The following is a 23,060-nucleotide window of genomic DNA, read 5'->3' as shown; positions in this document are numbered from 1 at the left end:
GCATGAAACTGTACAACCTTAAAGATCATAACGAGCAGGTCAGTTTTGCTCAGGCTATCAAGCAAGGGCTGGGGAGCCAGCAGGGGCTATTCTTCCCGTTGGAATTGCCGGAGTTCGAGCGCACCGAAATTGATGCTTTGCTGGATCTGGATTTTGTCACCCGTAGCAGCCGTATTCTGTCTGCCTATATCGGCGATGAAATTGCGGCTGAAACTGTGTTTGAGCGTGTCAAAGCGGCCTTTGCGTTCCCTGCACCTATCGCACCAGTCGAAGAAGATATCGCTACGCTAGAATTGTTCCACGGCCCGACGCTGGCTTTTAAAGATTTCGGCGGCCGCTTTATGGCGCAAATGCTGACTGAAGTTTCTGGCGACGAGAAAATCACTATTCTGACGGCGACCTCTGGCGACACCGGTGCGGCTGTGGCGCACGCCTTTTATGGTCTGAAAAATGTCCGTGTCGTGATCCTGTATCCGCAAGGCAAAATCAGCCCGTTGCAGGAAAAACTGTTCTGTACGCTAGGTGGCAACATTCACACCATCGCTATCGACAGTGATTTCGATGCCTGTCAGGCATTGGTGAAAAAAGCGTTTGATGATGAAGAACTGAAAAAGGCAATTGGTCTGAACTCAGCGAACTCTATCAACATCAGCCGTTTGCTGGCACAAATCTGCTACTACTTTGAAGCCGTTGCACAACTGCCGCAGGAAGCGCGTAACCAACTGGTGGTTTCTGTACCGAGCGGTAACTTCGGCGATCTGACGGCCGGCCTGCTGGCGAAATCGCTGGGTCTACCGATCAAGCGTTTCATTGCGGCGACTAATGCTAATGACACCGTGCCGCGCTTCCTGAGCAAGGGTAACTGGGAACCGAATAAAACGGTGGCAACCTTATCTAACGCGATGGATGTGAGCCAGCCGAACAACTGGCCGCGCGTGGAGGAATTGTTCCGCCGTAAGAACTGGCAGTTGAAAACGCTGGGCTTTGGTGCGGTGAGTGATGACACCACGAAAGAAACCCTGCACCAGTTGGATGCGTTAGGCTATGTCTCCGAGCCGCACGCTGCGATTGCTTACCGTCTGCTGCGCGATCAACTGCAAGCTGGCGAGTTCGGCCTGTTCCTGGGTACGGCGCACCCGGCGAAATTCAAGGAAAGCGTAGAAGAAATTCTGGGCAAAGAGCTGGATCTGCCGGAAGCGTTGGCTGAGCGTGCCGATCTGGAGCTGCTGTCGCACAACCTGCCAGATGACTTTGCACCGCTGCGTGAATTCCTGATGTCTCTGCCGGAATAAGATTGTAGCGATAAAGACCGAAGGATAAGGGCGGAGAATTCCGCCCTTTTTACGTTTTTGACTTACTGCTCGTGGCGCTTGAACACCAGCTCATCAGTTGAAGAACTTGCTGCTTCAAAGAAGTAACCGTCCAGATTAAACGCTTTCAACTGTTCCGGTTGAGTCAGGCGATTTTGAATAATGAAACGACTCATCAGGCCGCGCGCTTTCTTCGCGTAGAAACTGATTACCTTAAATTTACCGTTTTTTTCATCCAAAAAGATGGGTTTGATCAGGCGTGCATTGAGCTTTTTCGGTTTGACGGCTCTGAAATATTCATCCGATGCCAGATTAATCAGCACGTCGTCACCTTGATCGCGCAACGCGTGATTCAGCTTTTCAGTGATGGTGTCACCCCAGAAACTGTAGAGGTCTTTACCTGCTTTATTTTCCAGTTTGGTGCCCATTTCCAGCCGATACGGCTGCATCAAATCCAGCGGACGCAATACGCCGTACAGACCCGACAGCATACGCAGATGCTGCTGGGCGAAATCGAAGTCATCTTCGCTGAAATCTTCTGCGGCTAATCCAGTATAAACATCGCCCTTAAACGCCAGCAGAGCCTGACGCGCGTTCTCCGGTGTGAAATCGGGGTGCCACTCGTTAAAGCGGCCCGCGTTAAGGTCAGCCAGTTTATCGCTGATGCTCATCAGTGAGGCGATCTGTGCTGGCGTCAGCTTTTTACACACGCCAATCAGCTTACTGGAATAGTCCAGAAGCTCTGGCTGGGTATAGCGCGTCGTTGCCAAAGGACTGGTGTAGTCGAGCGTTTTTGCGGGTGAAATAGTAATAAGCATGCGCCATGTCCTGTCGGTCTGATTCTTGATGCGTCTACTATAGCAAGAACCCGATAAGAAAGCGGCGATGGCTACAATAGCTTCATCTTTCAAGATGCTTCAATTTTCAAGTGCAATAATTTCAGTCGGGTAATAGATAGGGCTGTGTGGACAGGATTAACAGCTGGCTTGCGCGGGAAAGTGCGCGTGTTATTATCAGATTTAGGCGCAAAACAGACAGCCAACGGATTAGATAACAAGTCGATTCATATACGAGTACAAGCTATTTTCATTCACGAGCACCACGTATAAACAACGAGACATGCCAACATGACGGATAAACTGACTTCCCTACGCCAATTTACCACGGTTGTAGCTGATACCGGCGATATTGCGGCAATGAAACTGTACCAACCGCAAGATGCGACCACCAACCCTTCACTGATTCTGAACGCTGCGCAAATTCCTGAATACCGCAAGCTGATCGACGAGGCGATTGCCTGGGCGCGTGAGCAGAGCAGCGATCGCAAACAGCAGGTCGTGGATGCTACGGATAAACTGGCGGTCAATATCGGTCTCGAAATCTTAAAATTGATCCCAGGCCGCATCTCTACAGAAGTGGATGCGCGTTTGTCTTATGACACTGAAGCTAGTGTGGCGAAGGCAAAACACCTGATCAAGCTGTACAACGACGCGGGCATCAGCAACGAGCGTATCCTGATTAAACTGGCTTCAACCTGGCAGGGTATCCGCGCGGCGGAGCAACTGGAAAAAGAAGGCATCAACTGTAACCTGACGCTGCTGTTCTCCTTTGCGCAGGCGCGTGCCTGTGCTGAAGCCGGCGTGTTCCTGATTTCACCGTTTGTTGGCCGTATTCTTGACTGGTACAAAGCCAATGGCGATAAGAAAGAATTCGCGCCGCATGAAGATCCAGGCGTGGTTTCCGTCAGTGAAATCTATGATTACTACAAAGAGTACGGCTATGAAACCGTTGTGATGGGCGCGAGCTTCCGTAACGTTGGCGAGATTCTGGAATTGGCCGGGTGTGACCGCCTGACGATCGCTCCAGCTTTGCTGAAAGAGTTGTCAGAAAGCGAAGGCGAACTGGTGCGCAAACTGTCTTACGTTGGTGACGTGAAAGTTCGCCCAGCGAAAATGACGGAAGCTGAGTTCTACTGGCAGCATAACCAGGATCCAATGGCGATTGATAAACTGGCCGACGGGATCCGTAAATTTGCTATCGACCAGGAAAAACTGGAAAAGATGATTGCAGATTTACTGTAAACATTCTGCTGATAAAAATAGCCGGGGCTCCCGGCTATTTTTTTGTCTGCGGTTTGATGTCGTGGAGGGAGGAAGTCTATTTGGCCGTCGCATTACGGGTTTTCTTCGCGATATAAAGATTGTCATCGGCACGCTTCATTACCTCGCTGAGGTCTTCCCCTGCGATATAGTATTCCACCAGTCCAATACTAACCGTTAACCTGATTTTCCCCGCGGCCGTTTCACAAGGCGTCTCGCTAACGCGTTCTCTTGCTTTATCCACGATGGTATAGGCATCGTCTAATCCAATATTCGGTAGCACGATCGCGAATTCATCGCCGCCAATACGACCAAAAATATCGTCACGACGAAATGATTTTTTGAAGGTATCAGCAACAAACTTCAGGGCATCATCACCGACGCTATGGCCGAAACTATCGTTCACCTGCTTAAAGTAGTCGATGTCGATCAGAATGACGCTAACGGGGCGCTTAGTCAGATTGGCGATACTAAAGGCTTTATTCGCGGCCAGAAAGAAAGCGTCTCGTCGTAAATAGCCAGTGAGATCGTCATACCGCGCGATGATCGGCAATTCCACCAAATATTTTTTCGTCAGTACTGACAGTAGGCTGCCTAAAATAGCAAAAATCAGCACACTGCCAAGAATAATGAGGGTCGATGACAGGGAAAGCAGCGTCTGGATAAATGATGGCTGTGGGTGTTCCGACGTCGTCCTTATCCAAATACCCAGTAATTCATCGGTTGGTGACAGAATAGGGAAGATAACCGTCAGCGTGTCTTTACCTGCATAATCTCCAATAGAGGGCAGCTTATTTTGGCAGGTGCGAATAACGGCCATGTCGTTGAAGTTGAGGTCGGAAGAAGAAAGCTTGTTTATGCATTCGCTACGTGAATCCCGCGTGTTAAACGCGAATGTTCTGGTACGTGAAGACAAATAAGTGCCGGATTGCCGAACCATGTCGCTTTCTGTTACTTCACCGCTGTTTCTGTAGGAGCCGTAGGTTTTGATTGCGGTATCGAGATTTGTCCGTTCTGCTTTCCAGGTCGATTTGTTGGCTTCATGCATAATAATGATGGTGAGGATAAAGGAAATCGCCCCGAACAGGAAAAAGGCGTACGTCGGATGGGCAAAAAGTTTAAGTATCTTATACTTAAGATCGTTCATGGCGACTTTCTTGATAAGGCTTTTTTACTTATTGTGATACTAAAGAAGTGCTTTAATTTTATCATATTATTTGATTTTACGTGATGTTCTGTCGTGGCGGATATCACCCTTTTCTCTTTAATATATCGGCTTATTTCATTCGCTCTTAATGGGTAAGCGATCTTTTTTATTCGCCGACTATTTTTAAATTTTAATTTCGCCACGGTATTATTAATTTACGTGATTCTATTGCTTTTTTTTGAGACGACAATTAATAACTATTATCAAATGTCATATCGTACATGATGTGAAATAACGGATGTCGTGTGAATTTCCTCATGAACGCTAATTGTTTTCTAAAAGCCTTCAATATCCTGATAAAATTGGTGTTTTGTTTACAATGAGGTGCTTATGAACGTATTGCGAATTGGTTTGGTCTCCGTATCCGATCGCGCTTCCGGCGGGGTTTATCAGGACAAAGGCATCCCAGAATTGGAATCCTGGCTCCGTAGCGCTCTGACCACGCCTTTTGAAGTGGAAACGCGACTGGTACCGGATGAACAGCCGATGATTGAACAAACGCTGTGTGAGCTGGTGGATGAGCGAGGTTGTCACTTGGTGCTAACGACGGGAGGCACGGGGCCTGCGCGTCGTGATGTGACGCCGGATGCCACGCTGGCCGTTGCCGATCGAGAAATGCCGGGATTTGGTGAGCAAATGCGACAAATTAGCCTGCGTTTTGTTCCTACCGCCATCCTCTCCCGTCAGGTTGGTGTGCTGCGCAAGCAGGCACTGATTCTCAATCTGCCGGGGCAGCCCAAGTCGATTAAGGAAACGCTGGAAGGCTTAAAAGATGCTGATGGCAAGGTGATTGTGGCCGGTATCTTTGCCAGCGTACCGTATTGTATCCAACTGCTGGAAGGCCCTTACATTGAAACCAATGCGGGTGTTGTAGCAGCTTTTCGCCCTAAAAATGCCGTGCGCGAAATAAAAGACTGAAGTTAGGCGATTTGAAACATAAGATTCAGCTTTGCTGGTGTATAAAAATTTTGCCGCTATAGTAATTTCTACTTTACACACTGCGGTGGCGTTCTTCTTTTCTCACTCTGGCAATGCACGGTAACTTATGACTCAGGATCAACACGCCCATCCTCGCCGGTTGAATCGGCAGGACTATAAAACGCTGTCTCTGGCTGCGCTGGGTGGCGCGTTAGAGTTTTACGATTTTATTATTTTCGTCTTCTTTGCTGCCGTGATTGGCGATCTCTTCTTCCCGCCAGATATTCCTGAATGGCTACGGCAGGTACAGACGTTCGGTATTTTTGCCGCAGGCTATCTGGCTCGCCCGCTTGGGGGCATCATCATGGCCCACTTTGGCGATAAGAGCGGACGTAAGAAAATGTTCAGCCTGAGCATATTGCTGATGGCGTTACCGACGCTGGCAATGGGCCTGCTGCCGACCTATGAAGCCATTGGTATTGCGGCTCCGCTTTTACTGCTGTTAATGCGCGTATTACAAGGTGCAGCAATCGGCGGAGAAGTCCCCGGTGCGTGGGTCTTTGTTGCCGAGCATGTGCCTCGCGCCCGCATTGGATTTGCCTGCGGTACGCTGACTGCTGGCTTGACCATGGGGATTCTGCTGGGTTCGCTGATCGCGACGCTGCTGAATACGGTGCTCACGCCAGAGCAGATGTCCGGTGGCGGTTGGCGTCTGCCGTTCTTCATCGGCGGGGTATTTGGCCTTGTGGCGATGTATCTGCGTCGCTGGTTACAGGAAACGCCCATTTTTATGGAAATGCAGACGAAGAAAAAACTGGCAGAAGAGTTGCCGTTGAAATCGGTCGTCTTAAATCATAAACGTGCAATTGTGGTTTCAATGCTGCTGACCTGGCTGCTGTCTGCGTGCATCGTCGTCGTTATTCTGATGGCGCCGACCTACCTACAAAAAGTCCACGGCATTCCTGCTGCGCTGGCATTGCAGGCGAACTGTCTGGCAACGATTGCCCTGATGGTGGGCTGCGTCGGTTCAGGGCTGTTGGTTGATCGCTTTGGTGCCAGTAAGCTGTTCATTATAGGTAGCCTGTCGCTGGCGGCATGTAGCTGGTTTTTTTACAGTTCGGCGGCAAGCAGTACGACGTTGCTCTTTGTCAGCTATGCAATTGTAGGGCTCAGCGTTGGCGTGGTGGGCGGCGTGCCTTATGTCATGGTGCGGGCGTTTCCGGCTGCCGTGCGGTTCTCGGGAATCTCTTTTTCCTACAATGTTTCCTATGCCATTTTCGGTGGCCTGACGCCCGTTTTTGTTACGCTGATCATGAAGGTGACGCCAATGGCACCGGCATTCTATGTTCTGACGCTGGCCGCGGTGGGATTGCTGTTGGGTGTTTATTTGCAACGCGATCTGGATGCTGACTCACGTACTTCTGCCGATAGCAACGCGCGCGATCGTTCACCCGTCGAAGTGTAAACGTATTTTATCTTTGTCAAAAACAAACGAGCCCTGTCAGGTTGACAGGGCTCGTTAGCATTTAACGCGGGCTAGTGCTTATAGACAGTGTCTATCGCGTCGGTACTTATCGTGCGTTAGAACTTAGTGTGACGCGCCGCGTGCACCAATTGGCAGTACGGTGCGGCCAAACTTCTCGTTCAGCACTTCAGCCATTGCCAGATAAATGGCGCTAGCGCCACAGATGATACCTTCGTAACCCGCGAAGGTCAGCAGTGCGTGGTTGCCGGTAAAGTTACCCACAGCCAACAGAGCAAACAGCACGGTCAGACTGCCGAAGACAAACTGCAGTGCGCGGTTGGTGCCGAATGTGCCGAAGAACATAAACAGCGTGAAGACGCCCCACAGGCCAAGGAATACGCCAAGGAACTGCGCGTCGCTGGCTTCCGCCAGACCCATTTTAGGCAGTACGAGAATGGCAACCAGCGTCAGCCAGAATGCGCCGTAAGACGTGAACGCCGTCACGCCAAACGTATTCCCTTTTTTATATTCCAGCAGGCCAGCCAGGATCTGGGCAATACCGCCGTAGAAAATACCCATGCTAAGAATGATGGAAGAAAGTGGGAAAAAGCCTGCGTTGTGCAGGTTCAACAGAATAGTGGTCATCCCGAAGCCCATCAGTCCTAATGGACCAGGATTTGCCAACGTGTTCGTGCTCATAAATCCTCTGCAATAACAGATTATTAATAGTCCCTTCGCGTCGGGCGCGGCATTAAGGTTAGCGGATGCGCCAATCACGTTGGGATAGGTGTCGTTTAGGTGTTATTGCCCGCCATTGTGTAGGGAAATGTTCCCATTTCTGTAGCGAGCGCGGCATCATATCGGGCGTTTGGAATGGACACAACATGGGGAAGGCAGAATAGTTTGATCGTACGAGGGATAAAGGTCATTTTTTTTCATCTTCCCCCCTTGATGATAGAAATGTTGGCCCCATCTTATTTCCAACCGAAACAGTTTGACCTGCCGCAAAGGCGTGTGTTGGGCCGTTACATCGGTGGTTAGCATGAAAATGAGACGTGTGCTGCTGATGAAAAACGAGGGTGTGTCGTTGGAAAACGAGAAATCTTGTTGAAAAACGACATTTCGCCCGCACAGTAGGTTTAACCACCATACCGAATATGACTTTTTAGTGGAGATGTTTAGATGGGTAAGATTATTGGTATCGACCTGGGTACAACCAACTCTTGTGTCGCGATTATTGACGGTACTCAGGTAAAAGTACTGGAAAATAGCGAAGGCGATCGCACCACGCCTTCAATCATTGCTTATACGCAAGACGGTGAAATTCTGGTTGGCCAACCGGCTAAACGTCAGGCAGTGACTAACCCGCAAAATACACTGTTTGCTATCAAGCGTCTGATTGGCCGTCGTTTTAAAGACGAAGAAGTCCAGCGTGATTCCAACATCATGCCGTACAAAATCATCGCAGCAGATAATGGCGATGCATGGTTGGAAGTGAAAGATCAGAAAATGGCTCCGCCGCAGATTTCAGCTGAAGTGCTGAAAAAAATGAAGAAAACGGCGGAAGACTATCTGGGTGAGACGATCACCGAAGCGGTTATCACCGTACCGGCTTACTTTAACGATGCTCAGCGTCAAGCAACCAAAGATGCTGGCCGTATTGCGGGTCTGGAAGTCAAACGTATCATCAACGAACCGACAGCGGCAGCGCTGGCGTACGGCCTGGATAAAGAAGTCGGCAACCGTACTATCGCGGTTTACGACCTGGGCGGCGGTACGTTCGATATTTCTATTATCGAAATCGACGAAGTTGATGGCGAAAAAACCTTCGAAGTTTTGGCAACCAACGGTGACACGCACCTGGGTGGTGAAGACTTCGATAGCCGCATGATCAACTATCTGGTTGACGAATTTAAGAAAGAGCAAGGTTTCGACCTGCGCAACGACCCGCTGGCAATGCAGCGTCTGAAAGAAGCCGCAGAAAAAGCCAAGATCGAGCTGTCTTCTGCACAGCAGACCGACGTTAACCTGCCGTACATTACGGCGGATGCTACCGGTCCTAAGCACCTGAACATCAAAGTGACGCGTGCGAAACTGGAATCACTGGTAGAAGAGCTGGTGAACCGTTCTCTTGAGCCGCTGAAAGTGGCGTTGCAGGATGCTGGCCTGTCCGTTTCTGAAATTCAGGACGTGATTTTGGTTGGTGGTCAGACGCGTATGCCTCTGGTACAGAAGAAAGTCGCTGACTTCTTCGGTAAAGAGCCACGTAAAGACGTGAACCCGGACGAAGCGGTTGCCATTGGTGCTGCGGTTCAGGGCGGTGTCTTGTCTGGTGACGTGAAAGACGTTCTGCTGCTGGACGTAAGCCCGCTGTCTCTGGGTATCGAAACCATGGGCGGCGTGATGACGGCGCTGATCGCTAAAAACACCACGATCCCGACGAAACACAGTCAGGTGTTCTCAACGGCGGAAGACAATCAGTCTGCAGTAACGATTCATGTTCTGCAGGGTGAGCGTAAGCGTGCGCATGACAACAAATCTCTGGGTCAGTTTAACCTGGATGGTATTCAGGCTGCACCGCGCGGTATGCCGCAGATCGAAGTCACTTTCGACATCGATGCGGATGGTATCCTGCACGTTTCCGCGAAAGACAAAAACAGCGGCCGTGAGCAGAAGATCACCATCAAGGCATCTTCTGGTCTGAACGAAGAAGAAATTCAGAAAATGGTACGCGATGCAGAAGCGAATGCTGAAGCTGACCGTAAGTTTGAAGAGCTGGTTCAGGCACGTAACCAGGGCGATCACCTGCTGCACAGTACGCGTAAGCAGCTGGAAGAAGTGGGCGATAAACTGGCCGCTGATGACAAAACTGCCATTGAGGACGCACTGAAAGCGCTGGAAAGCGCGCTGAAAGGTGAAGACAAGGCAGAAATCGAAGCGAAAATTCAGGCACTGGTTCAGGTTTCTGGCAAGCTGCTGGAAGCGTCTCAGCCACAGCCTGGTGCTGAAGGCGCCGCTGATGATGCCTCTGCTCGTCGCGACGACGATGTCGTTGATGCTGAGTTTGAAGAAGTAAAAGATAAAAAGTAATCGCCCTTAAGCGGGCGCAATAGCAGCTACAGGGCTATTGCTGGCAATCAGCACGGGCGTCGAGGAAACTCTGCGCCCGTGCACGCATGTTGAGGGGCAGGAAAAGAAATGGCGAAGCAAGATTATTACGAAAGCCTAGGCGTTGCTAAAAACGCGGACGATCGCGAAATAAAGAAAGCGTACAAGCGTCTGGCGATGAAGTACCACCCGGATCGTAATCCTGGTGATAGCGAGGCAGAAGCCAAGTTCAAAGAGATCAAAGAAGCTTACGAAATCCTTATCGATTCGCAAAAACGCGCAGCCTACGATCAGTACGGTCACGCAGCGTTTGAGCAAGGTGGTATGGGCGGAGGCGGTGCTGGCTTTGGCGGCGGCGGTGCCGATTTTGGTGATATTTTTGGCGACGTGTTCGGGGACATTTTTGGCGGTGGTCGCCGTCAGCGCGCGAGCCGTGGATCCGATTTACGCTACAACATGGAGTTGACGCTGGAAGAAGCGGTACGTGGCGTCACCAAAGAGATCCGTATTCCCGCGCTGGAAGAGTGTGATGTATGCCACGGCAACGGTGCGAAGCCGGGTAGCTCACCGATCACCTGTCCAACCTGTCATGGTAACGGCCAGGTGCAGATGCGCCAGGGCTTCTTTACCGTGCAGCAGGCGTGTCCGCACTGTCACGGTCGTGGCAAGATCATTAAGGATCCGTGCATCAAGTGTCACGGTCACGGTCGCGTAGAGAAGAGCAAAACGCTGTCGGTGAAAATTCCGGCGGGTGTGGACACGGGTGACCGTATCCGCTTGTCCGGCGAAGGTGAAGCAGGCGAGCACGGTGCACCGTCAGGTGATTTGTACGTTCAGGTGCAGGTTAAAGCGCACCCGATCTTCCAACGTGAAGAAAACAATCTGTACTGCGAAGTGCCGATCAACTTTGCAATGGCAGCATTAGGCGGCGAGATTGAAGTCCCGACGCTGGATGGCCGCGTGAAGCTGAAAGTGCCTGCAGAAACGCAAACCGGGAAATTGTTCCGTATGCGTGGAAAAGGTGTGAAATCGGTTCGCGGTGGTGCGCAGGGCGATCTGCTGTGCCGTGTGGTTGTGGAAACGCCGGTTAATCTGAACGAGCGCCAGAGACAACTGCTGCAAGAACTTGACGAGAGCTTCGGTGGCCCGTCTGGTGAAAGAAACAGCCCACGCTCGAAAAACTTTTTCGATGGCGTGAAGAAGTTTTTCGACGACTTGACCCGTTAATCGACAATCGTTAACGCGTGATAGAAAGACCGGTGGGGTTAAACCCGCCGGTTTTTTTATGACGGATATATTTGTCCGTCACCCTGAGGCCGTTGCTATGCAACGTTGAAAAACGCTCCCGACGTTTTTTTATTCCTTCCTCTACACAATCTCAATTCGATAGATCGATTTTTTCGAGTTTTAAGCCAGTTTTAATCTGCTTTTAACGAGTGATTGAATTGCGTAATCTTGCCAGCAAGAAAGCGGATGTTTGGTATTGACGTTCGCACCTGATGGGAGATTAAGTCAATGATAACAATGATTCGGCGCTTTATTCGATTGGATGCGGCCGCTGGCGTGATGCTGATGATGGCCACCGTTTTGGCGATCGTATTTGCCAATTGGTCTGCTACTGCTGCGGGCTATCAACAATTCCTGATGATGCCAGTGGAAATGCGATTTGGCGCACTGGAAATCAATAAGAACCTGCTGCTGTGGATTAATGATGGCCTGATGGCGATTTTCTTCCTGCTGATTGGTCTGGAAGTGAAGCGTGAGCTAGTCGAAGGCACGTTAGCCAGCCGTCAGCAGGCGATGTTGCCACTGGCGGCCGCAGTAGGCGGAATGCTTTTTCCCGCTTTGCTATTTCTGCTTTTTAACGCAAATAATGAGGTGACGCGCGTTGGTTGGGCTATTCCCGCCGCGACAGATATCGCGTTCGCCGTTGGTGTATTGACGTTATTGGGCAAGCGCGTTCCCGCAGGGTTAAAGGTTTTCCTGCTAGCATTGGCGATCATTGACGATCTGGGAGCGATCTTGATCATCGCCCTGTTTTATACGCAGCAGATCTTCTGGCCTGCATTGGGCGGCGCGGTGCTGGCGATTGCTGTGTTGGCCTATATGAACAGGCAGCAGGTTGGCAAAACGTCCGCCTATTTGCTGGTAGGGATCGTCTTGTGGGTTTGCATTCTGAAATGTGGCGTTCATGCGACGCTGGCGGGGGTAATTGTCGGATTTTTTATTCCTCTGCGCACATCCGACGGGAAACCTTCTCCGGCAACCACGTTGGAACATGGCTTACAAACGTGGGTCGCGTTTCTGATTGTTCCGCTGTTTGCATTTGCCAACGCAGGCATTGTATTGCAGGGAATGGTGATGGAAAAACTGTTTTCCCCTTTGAGCCTGGGTATTGCCGCTGGGCTACTGCTCGGTAAACCACTGGGCATTACCTTGTTCAGTTGGCTAACGATACGATTGGGCTATGCGAGCCTGCCCGTTGGTGTCCATTTTAGCCAGATCGTGGCAGTTTCTGTGCTGTGTGGTATCGGTTTTACCATGTCGATATTCATTACGCTGTTGGCATTCTCTGGCGGTGATGCGGAGTTGATTACCTATGCCAAGCTGGGGATCTTGCTGGCGTCAGGGCTGGCAGCATTGCTTGGCTATCTGGCATTGCGCGGAGTATTACCCGCGCTGGACAAGGCGGTTCAGCCGTGTAAGGGTTGATACTATGCCAGAGGCGCGAAGAGGGGGCGGGTGTGTCTCATTTGAATTTTAATCATCTCTATTATTTCTGGCAGGTTTATAAGTCGGGCTCCGTTGCCGGTGCGGCAGAAATGCTGTTTTTAACGCCGCAGACCATTACTGGGCAAATCAAATGTCTGGAAGAGCGTTTACAGGGAAAACTTTTCAAACGCAAAGGGCGAGGGTTGGAACCGACGGAGCTGGGGCAGCTTGTTTTTCGCTATGCGGATAGCATGTTCCAGCTCAGCCAGGAAATGTTGGATATTGTGAACTATCGCAAAGAATCAAACCTGCTGTTCGATGTCGGCGTGGCAGATGCGTTGTCCAAACGGCTGGTGAGCAGAGTGCTGGAAACGGTCGTGACAGAGCAGGAACATATCCATCTGCGCTGTTTTGAGTCGACGCATGAAATGCTGTTGGAGCAGTTGAGCCAGCATAAACTGGATATGATTCTGTCGGATTGTCCGGTTGATTCAACGCAGCAGGAAGGGTTGTTTTCACTCAAGTTGGGCGAGTGTGGCGTCAGTTTTTACTGTAAGCGTCCGCAGCCTGAGCAGCCTTTTCCAGCCTGCCTTGAACAACGTAAGCTGTTAATTCCAGGGCGGCGAACCATGTTGGGACGAAAGCTCTTGAATTGGTTTACTGCGCAGAATATTCAGGTGAACATTTTGGGTGAATTTGATGATGCGGCACTGATGACAGCGTTCGGCATCAATAACGATGCGATTTTCGTTGCGCCTTCGCTGTATGCCCATGAAATCTACCAGCAGGGCGATATCGTCGAGATTGGCAGGATCGAGAACATTCAGGACGAGTATTATGCGATTTTTGCGGCCAGGATGATCCAGCATCCGGCGGTACAGCGTGTCTGTAACGCGGATTTCTCAGCACTCTTCTGTGATAGCGCAGAAGGCCTGTCGCGGGGGATGGATAAGCACTTGCCGTGAAATAACAGACGCAAAAAAACCGGCCTAGGCCGGTTTTCTTTAGCAACTACACGCAGATGCGTGATTATTGCATGGCGTTGATGCGCGCAACCAGATTGGATTTATGACGTGCAGCTTTGTTTTTGTGAATCAGACCTTTACTAGCCTGGCGATCCACGATCGGTTGCATGTCATTAAACGCTTTCTGTGCCACTTCTTTATCGCCAGTAGCGATCGCCGCGTATACTTTCTTGATGAAAGTACGCATCATTGAGCGACGGCTTGCATTATGCTTACGGCGCTTCTCAGATTGTACGGCGCGTTTCTTAGCTGATTTGATATTAGCCAAGGTCCAACTCCCAAATATATTCAATCGAGGACAATTCAAAGGCCGTGGAATATGCTCGTTTAGCCTTCGTTTGTCAATGGATTTGTGCAAATAAGCGTCGTTTGTACGTCGACACTTGTTACGTTGTGATGGCGCAGGATTTTAGCAGCTTCACGCGGTGGAATACAGCTTTTCGCATCATAAATTCATCCTGAATTTGATAAAGCCCTGTCTGCCATCGGTAAAGTCGGATTGTATACGGCATCCGCTACCTGGATATTCTGCTTGTGGGCGTTATCCATCGAGGATTCAGCTAAAAAACATGAAAATACTGGCACGATTTACAGGGTGGCTGCAAAAGGCGCGAATCGCGGGTTAACCTTACTCGCTGTACAAGGTATAATCCGCCGATTTCCATAATATTAACCCTTTGTTCTGGGCCAGCCATGCAGCTAATTCGCGGTATACACAATCTTCGGGCACACCATTACGGCTGTGTGCTCACTATTGGTAATTTTGACGGCGTGCACCTCGGACACCAAATGCTGCTTGAACGACTGAAGCAGGAAGGTCGCACTCGTGGGTTGCCAGTGATGGTCATGATTTTTGAACCACAGCCGCTGGAACTTTTTGCTGCGGAAAAAGCGCCTGCCCGCCTGACGCGTCTGCGCGACAAGGTGAAATACCTGGCGCAGGCTGGCGTGGACTATCTGCTGTGCGTCAGATTCGACGCGCGGTTTGCCGCTAATGATGCTGAGACGTTCGTTTCTTCTCTGCTGGTGAAGAAATTGGGCGTGAAGTTTCTGGTTGTCGGAGATGACTTCCGTTTCGGGGCTGGTCGTCAGGGAGATTTCCTGTTATTACAGAAGGCTGGGTGTGGGGCGGGGTTTGCTGTCATCAGTACCGATTCGTTCTGTAATGGCGGCAAGCGTGTCAGCAGCACTGCGGTACGTGAAGCGCTCAGTCATGATGAACTGGAACTGGCAGAAAGCCTGCTAGGACATCCTTACAGCATTTCTGGACGCGTGGAACATGGCAAAGAATTAGGGCGAACCATTGGGTTCCCTACCGCCAACCTCCCATTGAAACGTCAGGTTTCTCCTGTCAGCGGCGTGTATGCCGTCAGTGTTTATGGGCTGGGGCAAGAACCGTTGCCGGGCGTCGCCAATATTGGTACGCGTCCAACCGTAAACGGTGACAAACGCCAGCAGCTTGAAGTGCATTTGCTGGACGTGACGATAGATCTTTACGGTCGTCATATTGAAGTCGTACTGCGTAAAAAAATCCGTAATGAACAGCGTTTTGCTTCGCTTGATGCGTTAAAACAGCAAATCGCCGATGATGTGGTGACAGCCCGGACGTTCTTCGGGTTAAAGACACCGGTTTAATTTTTCTAGCCGAAACGAAATCGAGAATCTAATGAGTGACTATAAGACTACCCTGAACTTGCCGGAAACAGGGTTCCCGATGCGTGGCGATCTGGCCAAGCGCGAACCTGACATGCTGAAACGTTGGTATGAGCAGGATCTGTACGGGATTATTCGCAATGCGAAGAAGGGAAAGAAGACCTTCATTCTGCACGATGGCCCTCCATACGCGAACGGCAGCATTCACATTGGTCACTCAGTTAACAAGATTCTGAAAGATATTATCGTTAAATCGAAAGGCCTGTCTGGCTACGATTCCCCTTATGTGCCGGGCTGGGACTGCCATGGTTTGCCGATTGAGCTGAAAGTCGAACAGTTGATTGGTAAACCGGGTGAGAAAGTCAGTGCGGCAGAATTCCGCGCTGAGTGCCGTAAATATGCGGCAGAGCAGGTTGCTGGTCAGAAAGCCGACTTTATTCGTCTCGGCGTGCTGGGCGACTGGGATCGTCCTTATCTGACAATGGATTTCAAAACCGAAGCGAACATCATTCGCGCGCTGGGTCGCATCATTGAAAACGGTCACCTGCACAAGGGTGCTAAGCCGGTTCACTGGTGTGCCGACTGTGGTTCCGCACTGGCGGAAGCAGAAGTTGAGTATTACGACAAAACGTCCCCATCCATTGATGTGACGTTTAACGCTAGCGATGTAGCGGCGGTATTAGCCAAGTTTGGCGTGAGCAGCGTAGATGGCCCTGTTTCTCTGGTGATCTGGACGACGACACCGTGGACGCTGCCAGCAAACCGTGCAATCTCGTTAAATGCAGAGTTCGATTATCAGCTGGTTCAGATTGACGGCCAGGCACTGATTCTGGCGGCCGACCTGGTTGAAAGCGTCATGAAACGCGTGGGTGTGACCCAGTGGGCAGTTCTGGGTGATTGCAAAGGCGCCGATCTTGAGCTGTTGCGTTTCAAGCATCCGTTCCTGGGCTTCGACGTACCGGCCATTCTGGGCGACCACGTAACGCTGGATGCGGGTACCGGTGCGGTACACACCGCCGGTGGTCACGGTCCTGACGACTATGTGATCAGCCAGAAATACAATCTTGAAATCGCTAACCCGGTTGGGCCGAACGGCTGCTACCTGAGCGGTACCTATCCTGAACTGGATGGTAAATTCGTTTTCAAAGCCAACGATCTGATCGTTGAAATCCTGCGTGAAAAAAGCATGTTGCTGCACGTAGAGAAATTACAGCACAGCTATCCGTGCTGCTGGCGTCATAAGTCGCCGATCATTTTCCGTGCGACGCCGCAGTGGTTTGTCAGCATGGATCAGAAAGGCCTGCGTAAGCAGTCGCTGTCTGAAATCAAAGGCGTGCAGTGGATCCCAGATTGGGGTCAGGCGCGTATCGAAGCGATGGTCGCCAACCGTCCTGATTGGTGTATCTCCCGTCAGCGTACCTGGGGCGTGCCGATGTCGCTGTTCGTCCACAAAGAGACGGAAGAGCTGCACCCGCGTACCGCTGAGCTGATTGAAGCTGTGGCGAAACGTGTTGAAGCGGACGGCATTCAGGCATGGTGGGATCTCGATCCGGCTGATGTGCTGGGCGCAGAGGCAGATAACTACGTCAAAGTGCCAGACACGCTGGATGTGTGGTTCGATTCTGGATCGACGCACGCGTCAGTAGTCGATGTTCGTCCTGAATTTGGCGGTCACGAAGCGGATATGTATCTGGAAGGTTCCGATCAGCATCGTGGCTGGTTCATGTCTTCTCTGATGATCTCCACCGCGATTAAAGGCAAAGCGCCTTACCGTCAGGTACTGACCCATGGTTTCACCGTCGATGGTCAGGGACGCAAGATGTCCAAATCGATCGGTAATACCGTTAGCCCGCAGGACGTGATGAACAAGCTGGGCGCAGACATTCTGCGCTTGTGGATCGGTTCAACGGATTACTCCGGTGAAATCGCCGTATCCGACGAAATCCTGAAGCGCTCTGCCGATGCCTATCGCCGTATTCGTAACACTGCGCGTTTCCTGTTGGCGAACCTGAATGGTTTCGATCCACAGAAAGATAGCGTGAAGCCAGAAGACATGGTGGTACTGGATCGCTGGGCGGTTGGCTGTGCGAAAGCCGCGCAGGATGAGATCCTCGAAGCGTATGAAAGTTACGATTTCCACCGTGTCGTACAGCGCCTGATGCAGTTCTGCTCGATCGAAATGGGATCTTTCTATCTGGATATCATTAAAGATCGTCAGTACACAGCAAAAAGCGACAGCGTTGCACGCCGTAGCTGCCAGACTGCGCTATACCATATCTCAGAAGCGCTGGTGCGCTGGATGGCACCGATTATGTCCTTCACGGCGGATGAGATCTGGAGTTACCTGCCGGGCGAACGTGCGCAGTATGTGTTTACCGAAGAGTGGTATGACGGTCTGTTCGCGCTGGATGACAATGAAGAATTAGATAATGATTTTTGGAATGATGTTCGTGGGATAAAAGCAATTATTAATAAGGCCATTGAAGACCAGAAGAGTATGGGGATTAAGTCTAGTTTAGAGACATCTGTTCGGATAAGTTTTCCAATAGAAACTCGAACTATTCAATTGTTACGTAACGAATTACGTAACGAAGCTAGTTTTATATTCTTAACATCTCAAATCTCCATTGATGAAAATTGTACACCAATGGAAATATTATACCCTGATAGCAATGAAACCATTGCGACTGAAGAGTTTTTCGGCAGTTCAGTTAGTTCTATTAAAACTGTTGTCAAAGCGTTTGTATCTCAGGCAGAAGGGCACAAGTGTCCACGCTGCTGGCATTACGAGACGGATATCGGTAGCAATGCCGACCATCCTGAAGTGTGTGGTCGCTGTGCGACTAACGTGGGCGGCAACGGCGAAGAGCGTAAATTTGTCTGATGAATAAAATTTGTTCGAGTGGATTGCGCTGGCTCTGGCTGGCGGTGCTGGTTTTAGTTATTGATCTTGGTAGCAAGCAGTGGATCCTTGCCCACTTTGCGCTGGGTGATACGGTACCAGTGATGCCTTCTCTGAATCTGCATTACGCCCGTAACTACGGCGCAGCATTCAGCTTCTTGGCGGATAAAGGCGGCTGGCAACGCTGGTTCTTTGCCGGCATTGCGATTGCTATTGTGGTTGCACTGCTGGTGATGATGTACCGTGGCAGCGTCAAGCAGAGGCTAAATAACATTGCGTATTCGCTGATTATCGGCGGCGCATTGGGCAATCTATTCGACCGGACATGGCACGGATTCGTCGTCGATTTCATCGACTTCTATGTCGGTAACTGGCACTTCGCCACCTTTAACCTGGCCGATACCGCTATCTGTATTGGTGCGGCGCTCATCGTACTGGAAGGGTTTTTCAGTACGCATGATGATACTGATACCGTTAAGCAGAAGGGTCACTGATGTCCGAGACTGTGCAGCACAACAGCGCGCTGCTGGTGCATTTTATACTGACGCTGGAGGATGGCTCTGTGGCCGAATCCACGCGTGAGCGCGGCAAGCCAGCGCTGTTTCGCCTCGGCGACAGTAGCCTGTCTGACGCGCTGGAACAAAATCTGTTGGGATTAAAGCGTGGCGATAAACGCAAGTTTACGCTGCCAGCTGAGTCGGCCTTTGGGCCGACTAACCCGAACTTGATCCAGTTCTTCTTGCGTCGTGATTTCGCCCAGACCGGCGTGCCGGATGTGGGCACGATCATGCTCTTCAGCGGCGTTGCCGGGAACGATATGCCGGGGATTATCCGCGATGTGACCGAAGAGTCAGTCACCGTGGATTTCAACCATCCTCTCTCTGGTCAGGCAATTACCTTCGATCTCGACGTGTTGGATATCGATCCCGTACAACAGGAGGTGTCCCATGCAGATCCTGCTGGCTAATCCGCGCGGCTTCTGTGCGGGTGTCGATCGTGCTATCAGCATAGTAGAACGTGCACTGGAGCTGTTTGGTACGCCGATCTATGTCCGTCATGAAGTGGTACATAATCGCTATGTGGTTAACGGATTACGCGAACGTGGCGCGATTTTTATTGAGCAGATTGAAGATGTACCGGATGGTGCGATTCTGATTTTTTCTGCACATGGCGTTTCGCAAGCGGTACGTAATGAAGCAAAAAATCGTGACCTGACGGTGTTTGATGCCACCTGCCCTCTGGTAACCAAAGTGCATATGGAAGTGGCCAGAGCCAGTAAGAAGGGCGTGGAAGCGATTCTTATTGGGCATGCCGGACACCCTGAAGTTGAAGGAACGATGGGGCAGTACAGCAATGCGGATGGCGGCATGTATCTGGTGGAGTCCCCTGATGATGTCTGGCAGCTACAGGTAAAAGATGAAAACAACCTGTGCTTTATGACGCAAACCACGCTTTCTGTTGATGATACCTATGCGGTGATTGATGCGTTGCGTGAGCGTTTCCCGCAGATTGTTGGCCCGCGTAAAGATGATATCTGCTATGCAACGACCAATCGTCAGGAAGCGGTTCGCCATTTGTCGGATAAGGCAGATGTCGTCTTTGTTGTGGGCTCTAAAAACTCCTCAAACTCCAACCGTCTTGCTGAATTGGCACAAAGAGCAGGGAAAGCCGCTTATCTGATTGATTCCGCGGACGATATTCAGGAGTCATGGTTAACGGGCGCTTCGCATGTTGGCGTTACTGCTGGCGCATCGGCACCGGATATTTTGGTACAACAGGTGATTCAGCGCCTGAAAGAATTAGGCGGCAAGGTTGCGGTTGAAATGCAAGGCCGTGAAGAAAACATCGTCTTTGAAGTGCCTAAAGAGCTGCGTGTTGAAGTCAAACAGATCGATTAGTCTGTTTCTGCGGTAGGGCTTCGGCCCTATCACTGCTATTCCCGTTCATCTTCCCCGCTGTATTCACCCATAAAAATGTTAATGCATAAAAATGAATTTTTATGCGTTACTCCATGTGGTTTATTTTTGACCTTTTTTGCTTGCCTTTAAATACCTTACGGTTTTTCATCGATTTCAGGTGTGATTCTAATGCCTGTGCTTAGACAGTTTTGCTGATTTTCTGCGGCTTCAAACAGTATTTTCTAATCTGGCCGTAAATCCACTGGCGATAGTGCTCAGTGCCCGTTAACCTGATGTTATTTTTATGTCGTCAGAATCAAAAAGAGAGAGACCTTATGAAGGATTCATCCATCCGTATTGCGGTTGTAGGCGCGGGCGGCCGTATGGGACGCCAGCTGATTCAGGCTATTGATCAAATGGACGGTGTGGTATTGGGCGCAGCGCTGGAGCGTTCTGGCTCATCCCTGCTAGGAAGCGATGCTGGTGAACTCGCCGGACTGGGTAAAAACGGTATTACCGTGAATGAAAGCCTGGATGCAGTACAGAATGATTTCGACATTTTGATCGACTTCACCCGCCCGGAAGGCACATTAGCGCATTTGGAATTTTGTCGTCAGCATCGTAAAGGCATGATTATTGGGACAACCGGCTTTGATGATGCAGGCAAAGCGGCGATTAAGCAGGCTGCGCAAGATATCGGAATTGTGTTTGCGGCGAACTTCAGCGTCGGTGTCAATGTCATGCTGAAGCTGCTGGAAAAAGCCGCCAAGGTCATGGGCGACTATACTGATATCGAAATCATTGAAGCACACCACCGCCACAAAGTGGATGCGCCGTCTGGCACCGCGCTGGCAATGGGCGAAGCGATTGCTGATGCGCTGGGACGCGATCTGAAGTCCTGTGCCGTGTACGCGCGTGAAGGTCATACAGGCGAACGCGATCCGAAAAGTATTGGTTTTGCTACCGTACGAGCGGGTGATATTGTCGGCGAACATACGGCGATGTTTGTTGATATTGGTGAACGCGTTGAGATTACCCACAAGGCATCCAGCCGTATGACGTTTGCCAATGGTGCAGTAAGAGCCGCAATATGGATTAACACGAAGGAAGCTGGTCTTTTTGATATGAGAGATGTGCTTTCTTTGGATGATTTGTAGTATTTTATTTTTTAATAAAAATCACATCTAGCTGAAAAAGGTGGATATTTTAACGTTCACCTTTGTTTTTATCTTGTTTGTTTCTATTTTGTTTTATCATGCCTTTTTATTTGTATTTTATTCCATTTTTTAGTGATGATTGACTCCTCTTACTCCTTAAATGCCTTTTACTGGTGATTCTCTAGCCTTATTTTAACAATATGGCTTCGCAACCGTTTACTTATCTGAGTTGATAGAGCTTTTTACGTCAGTGGGCGGTTATTTATTCCGGAAAGCATAAAAATAAGAGAAAAAAAGCGGTTTGGGTAGACAATTGGGAATACCATCATTAAAATGCGCCCAATTTGCCAAAAATTGGCCTTACAGGTAGTTTTTGCATTGATTTAGTTGCTCGAATCTGAATTAATATGCAAATAACGTGATTGTTTATTCCTTGGAGGGTGTTTTGATTAAGTCAGCGCTATTGGTTCTGGAAGACGGAACCCAATTCCACGGTCGGGCCATTGGGGCAGAAGGATCGGCAGTGGGGGAAGTGGTCTTCAATACGTCGATGACCGGTTATCAAGAAATCCTTACTGATCCTTCCTATTCCCGCCAGATTGTCACTCTCACTTATCCCCATATCGGTAATGTCGGCGCTAATGCCAACGATGAAGAATCCCCCTCAGTACAGGCTCAAGGTCTGGTTATTCGCGATTTACCTCTGATTGCCAGCAACTACCGTAGTGAAGAAAGCCTGTCTGAATACCTCAAACGCAACAACATCGTCGCCATCGCCGACATCGACACCCGTAAATTGACCCGCCTGCTGCGTGAAAAAGGCGCACAGAATGGCTGCATCATCGCTGGTGATGCGCCTGATGCTGTTGTGGCACTGGAGAAAGCGAAAGCCTTCCCTGGGCTTAAGGGGATGGATCTGGCAAAAGAAGTGACGACGGCAGAAAGCTATAGCTGGTTACAGGGAAGCTGGACGCTGGAAGGCGAATTGCCTGCGGCGAAAAACGAAAGCGAACTGCCTTACCACGTGGTGGCTTATGACTACGGTGTGAAACGCAACATTTTGCGTATGCTGGTGGATCGCGGCTGCCGCCTGACAGTTGTTCCTGCGCAGACACCTGCTGAGGACGTACTGAAGCTTAATCCAGACGGTATTTTCCTCTCTAACGGCCCAGGCGATCCAGAGCCGTGTGACTACGCGATTCGCGCGATCAAAACCTTCCTGGAAACGGATATTCCGGTATTCGGCATCTGTCTGGGTCACCAACTGCTGGCACTGGCGAGCGGTGCGAAGACCATCAAGATGAAACTGGGTCACCACGGCGGTAACCATCCGGTCAAAGATCTGGATAACAACTGTGTGATGATCACCGCGCAGAACCACGGCTTTGCGGTTGATGAAGATAATCTGCCTGACACGCTGCGCGTCACGCATAAATCCTTGTTTGACCATACGGTTCAGGGGATTCACCGCACGGATAAGCCAGCGTTCAGCTTCCAGGGGCACCCAGAAGCTAGCCCCGGCCCGCATGATGCCGCGCCGCTGTTCGACCACTTTATTGACTTGATTCAGACTTACCGTTCTTCAGCTAAATAATCAGGAGCGAGA

At 50.4% G+C, this 23,060-nt stretch carries 19 protein-coding genes; 15 read left to right on the top strand and 4 right to left on the bottom strand.

Annotation, left to right across the window (positions count from 1 at the left end):
• The first annotated feature begins 2 nt into the window (after nucleotides 1–2).
• Nucleotides 3–1,292: a threonine synthase gene (gene thrC / locus A0G03_RS15615; RefSeq protein WP_048262446.1), complete on the top strand. Its 1,290-nt coding sequence runs from the start codon at nucleotides 3–5 to the stop codon at nucleotides 1,290–1,292.
• A 62-nt stretch (nucleotides 1,293–1,354) separates the two neighbouring features.
• On the opposite strand, the gene yaaA is transcribed toward thrC, so the two are convergent.
• Entirely contained in the window at nucleotides 1,355–2,128 is a 774-nt protein-coding gene (gene yaaA / locus A0G03_RS15610) for a peroxide stress protein YaaA (protein ID WP_048262444.1), read from the bottom strand.
• Nucleotides 2,129–2,437: 309 nt separating this feature from the next.
• Between yaaA and tal the strand changes: the two genes are divergently transcribed.
• Nucleotides 2,438–3,391: a transaldolase gene (tal, locus tag A0G03_RS15605; protein WP_048262443.1), complete on the top strand. Its 954-nt coding sequence runs from the start codon at nucleotides 2,438–2,440 to the stop codon at nucleotides 3,389–3,391.
• 76 nt (nucleotides 3,392–3,467) lie between these two features.
• Here the strand turns inward: tal and A0G03_RS15600 are convergent, their stop codons facing one another.
• Nucleotides 3,468–4,556: a GGDEF domain-containing protein gene (locus tag A0G03_RS15600; RefSeq protein WP_048262441.1), complete on the bottom strand. Its 1,089-nt coding sequence runs from the start codon at nucleotides 4,554–4,556 to the stop codon at nucleotides 3,468–3,470.
• A gap of 390 nt (nucleotides 4,557–4,946) precedes the next feature.
• Between A0G03_RS15600 and mog the strand changes: the two genes are divergently transcribed.
• Complete coding sequence (mog, locus tag A0G03_RS15595; protein ID WP_048262439.1) at nucleotides 4,947–5,534, top strand: molybdopterin adenylyltransferase; 588 nt, start codon at nucleotides 4,947–4,949, stop codon at nucleotides 5,532–5,534.
• 127 nt (nucleotides 5,535–5,661) lie between these two features.
• Nucleotides 5,662–6,999: an MFS transporter gene (locus A0G03_RS15590; RefSeq protein ID WP_048262438.1), complete on the top strand. Its 1,338-nt coding sequence runs from the start codon at nucleotides 5,662–5,664 to the stop codon at nucleotides 6,997–6,999.
• A 123-nt stretch (nucleotides 7,000–7,122) separates the two neighbouring features.
• On the opposite strand, the gene satP is transcribed toward A0G03_RS15590, so the two are convergent.
• Nucleotides 7,123–7,698 carry an acetate uptake transporter gene (satP, locus tag A0G03_RS15585; RefSeq protein WP_005973207.1) on the bottom strand — a complete coding sequence of 192 codons (576 nt, stop codon included), beginning with the start codon at nucleotides 7,696–7,698 and terminating at the stop codon, nucleotides 7,123–7,125.
• Between the two features lie 483 nt (nucleotides 7,699–8,181).
• Between satP and dnaK the strand changes: the two genes are divergently transcribed.
• From dnaK to nhaR, 4 genes are all read left to right on the top strand, one after another.
• Nucleotides 8,182–10,089 (top strand): molecular chaperone DnaK, encoded by a 1,908-nt coding sequence (gene dnaK, locus A0G03_RS15580; RefSeq protein ID WP_048262436.1) that lies wholly within the window; start codon nucleotides 8,182–8,184, stop codon nucleotides 10,087–10,089.
• Between the two features lie 108 nt (nucleotides 10,090–10,197).
• Nucleotides 10,198–11,334 (top strand): molecular chaperone DnaJ, encoded by a 1,137-nt coding sequence (gene dnaJ, locus A0G03_RS15575; protein WP_048262435.1) that lies wholly within the window; start codon nucleotides 10,198–10,200, stop codon nucleotides 11,332–11,334.
• Between the two features lie 288 nt (nucleotides 11,335–11,622).
• On the top strand, nucleotides 11,623–12,819 hold the full coding sequence (nhaA, locus tag A0G03_RS15570; protein ID WP_048262433.1) for a Na+/H+ antiporter NhaA: 1,197 nt from the start codon (nucleotides 11,623–11,625) through the stop codon (nucleotides 12,817–12,819).
• A 32-nt stretch (nucleotides 12,820–12,851) separates the two neighbouring features.
• A complete protein-coding gene (nhaR, locus tag A0G03_RS15565) occupies nucleotides 12,852–13,784 on the top strand; it encodes a transcriptional activator NhaR (protein WP_048262431.1) in 933 nt (310 codons plus the stop codon).
• A gap of 64 nt (nucleotides 13,785–13,848) precedes the next feature.
• Here nhaR and rpsT read toward each other — a convergent pair whose 3' ends face one another.
• Nucleotides 13,849–14,112 carry a 30S ribosomal protein S20 gene (gene rpsT, locus A0G03_RS15560; protein WP_048262429.1) on the bottom strand — a complete coding sequence of 88 codons (264 nt, stop codon included), beginning with the start codon at nucleotides 14,110–14,112 and terminating at the stop codon, nucleotides 13,849–13,851.
• A gap of 425 nt (nucleotides 14,113–14,537) precedes the next feature.
• Between rpsT and ribF the strand changes: the two genes are divergently transcribed.
• The 7 genes from ribF (at nucleotide 14,538) to carA (ending at nucleotide 23,048) form a co-directional block, all read left to right on the top strand.
• A complete protein-coding gene (ribF, locus tag A0G03_RS15555; protein WP_048262428.1) occupies nucleotides 14,538–15,479 on the top strand; it encodes a bifunctional riboflavin kinase/FAD synthetase in 942 nt (313 codons plus the stop codon).
• Nucleotides 15,480–15,510: 31 nt separating this feature from the next.
• Nucleotides 15,511–18,381, top strand: coding sequence for an isoleucine--tRNA ligase (ileS, locus tag A0G03_RS15550; RefSeq protein WP_048262426.1), 2,871 nt, complete (start codon nucleotides 15,511–15,513; stop codon nucleotides 18,379–18,381).
• The gene (gene lspA / locus A0G03_RS15545) at nucleotides 18,378–18,893 is read left to right on the top strand and encodes a signal peptidase II (RefSeq protein WP_101749522.1); all 516 of its coding nucleotides are present in this window, start codon (nucleotides 18,378–18,380) and stop codon (nucleotides 18,891–18,893) included. The genes ileS and lspA overlap by 4 nt, the downstream gene beginning before the upstream one ends.
• Nucleotides 18,893–19,366 (top strand): FKBP-type peptidyl-prolyl cis-trans isomerase, encoded by a 474-nt coding sequence (gene fkpB, locus A0G03_RS15540; RefSeq protein ID WP_048262423.1) that lies wholly within the window; start codon nucleotides 18,893–18,895, stop codon nucleotides 19,364–19,366. Before lspA ends, fkpB begins: the two co-directional genes overlap by 1 nt.
• Nucleotides 19,347–20,297 carry a 4-hydroxy-3-methylbut-2-enyl diphosphate reductase gene (gene ispH / locus A0G03_RS15535; protein WP_048262422.1) on the top strand — a complete coding sequence of 317 codons (951 nt, stop codon included), beginning with the start codon at nucleotides 19,347–19,349 and terminating at the stop codon, nucleotides 20,295–20,297. Before fkpB ends, ispH begins: the two co-directional genes overlap by 20 nt.
• A 335-nt stretch (nucleotides 20,298–20,632) precedes the next feature.
• The gene (dapB, locus tag A0G03_RS15530; RefSeq protein ID WP_048262420.1) at nucleotides 20,633–21,454 is read left to right on the top strand and encodes a 4-hydroxy-tetrahydrodipicolinate reductase; all 822 of its coding nucleotides are present in this window, start codon (nucleotides 20,633–20,635) and stop codon (nucleotides 21,452–21,454) included.
• Between the two features lie 445 nt (nucleotides 21,455–21,899).
• Nucleotides 21,900–23,048: a glutamine-hydrolyzing carbamoyl-phosphate synthase small subunit gene (gene carA, locus A0G03_RS15525; protein WP_048262497.1), complete on the top strand. Its 1,149-nt coding sequence runs from the start codon at nucleotides 21,900–21,902 to the stop codon at nucleotides 23,046–23,048.
• Nucleotides 23,049–23,060: the final 12 nt, after the last annotated feature.

The organism is Pectobacterium peruviense (assembly GCF_002847345.1).
GTDB lineage: Bacteria > Pseudomonadota > Gammaproteobacteria > Enterobacterales > Enterobacteriaceae > Pectobacterium > Pectobacterium peruviense.
This window is presented reverse-complemented; position numbering and strand designations above follow the sequence as displayed.

Excerpts from the sequence above, each read along its gene's own strand:
- satP (WP_005973207.1), bottom strand. The coding sequence starts at position 7,698 with ATGAGCACGAACACGTTGGCAAATCCTGGTCCATTAGGACTGATGGGC.
- A0G03_RS15590 (WP_048262438.1), top strand. The coding sequence starts at position 5,662 with ATGACTCAGGATCAACACGCCCATCCTCGCCGGTTGAATCGGCAGGAC.
- mog (WP_048262439.1), top strand. The coding sequence starts at position 4,947 with ATGAACGTATTGCGAATTGGTTTGGTCTCCGTATCCGATCGCGCTTCC.
- dnaJ (WP_048262435.1), top strand. The coding sequence starts at position 10,198 with ATGGCGAAGCAAGATTATTACGAAAGCCTAGGCGTTGCTAAAAACGCG.
- tal (WP_048262443.1), top strand. The coding sequence starts at position 2,438 with ATGACGGATAAACTGACTTCCCTACGCCAATTTACCACGGTTGTAGCT.
- ribF (WP_048262428.1), top strand. The coding sequence starts at position 14,538 with ATGCAGCTAATTCGCGGTATACACAATCTTCGGGCACACCATTACGGC.
- A0G03_RS15600 (WP_048262441.1), bottom strand. The coding sequence starts at position 4,556 with ATGAACGATCTTAAGTATAAGATACTTAAACTTTTTGCCCATCCGACG.
- thrC (WP_048262446.1), top strand. The coding sequence starts at position 3 with ATGAAACTGTACAACCTTAAAGATCATAACGAGCAGGTCAGTTTTGCT.
- ispH (WP_048262422.1), top strand. The coding sequence starts at position 19,347 with ATGCAGATCCTGCTGGCTAATCCGCGCGGCTTCTGTGCGGGTGTCGAT.
- nhaA (WP_048262433.1), top strand. The coding sequence starts at position 11,623 with ATGATAACAATGATTCGGCGCTTTATTCGATTGGATGCGGCCGCTGGC.
- dapB (WP_048262420.1), top strand. The coding sequence starts at position 20,633 with ATGAAGGATTCATCCATCCGTATTGCGGTTGTAGGCGCGGGCGGCCGT.
- ileS (WP_048262426.1), top strand. The coding sequence starts at position 15,511 with ATGAGTGACTATAAGACTACCCTGAACTTGCCGGAAACAGGGTTCCCG.
- yaaA (WP_048262444.1), bottom strand. The coding sequence starts at position 2,128 with ATGCTTATTACTATTTCACCCGCAAAAACGCTCGACTACACCAGTCCT.
- fkpB (WP_048262423.1), top strand. The coding sequence starts at position 18,893 with ATGTCCGAGACTGTGCAGCACAACAGCGCGCTGCTGGTGCATTTTATA.
- dnaK (WP_048262436.1), top strand. The coding sequence starts at position 8,182 with ATGGGTAAGATTATTGGTATCGACCTGGGTACAACCAACTCTTGTGTC.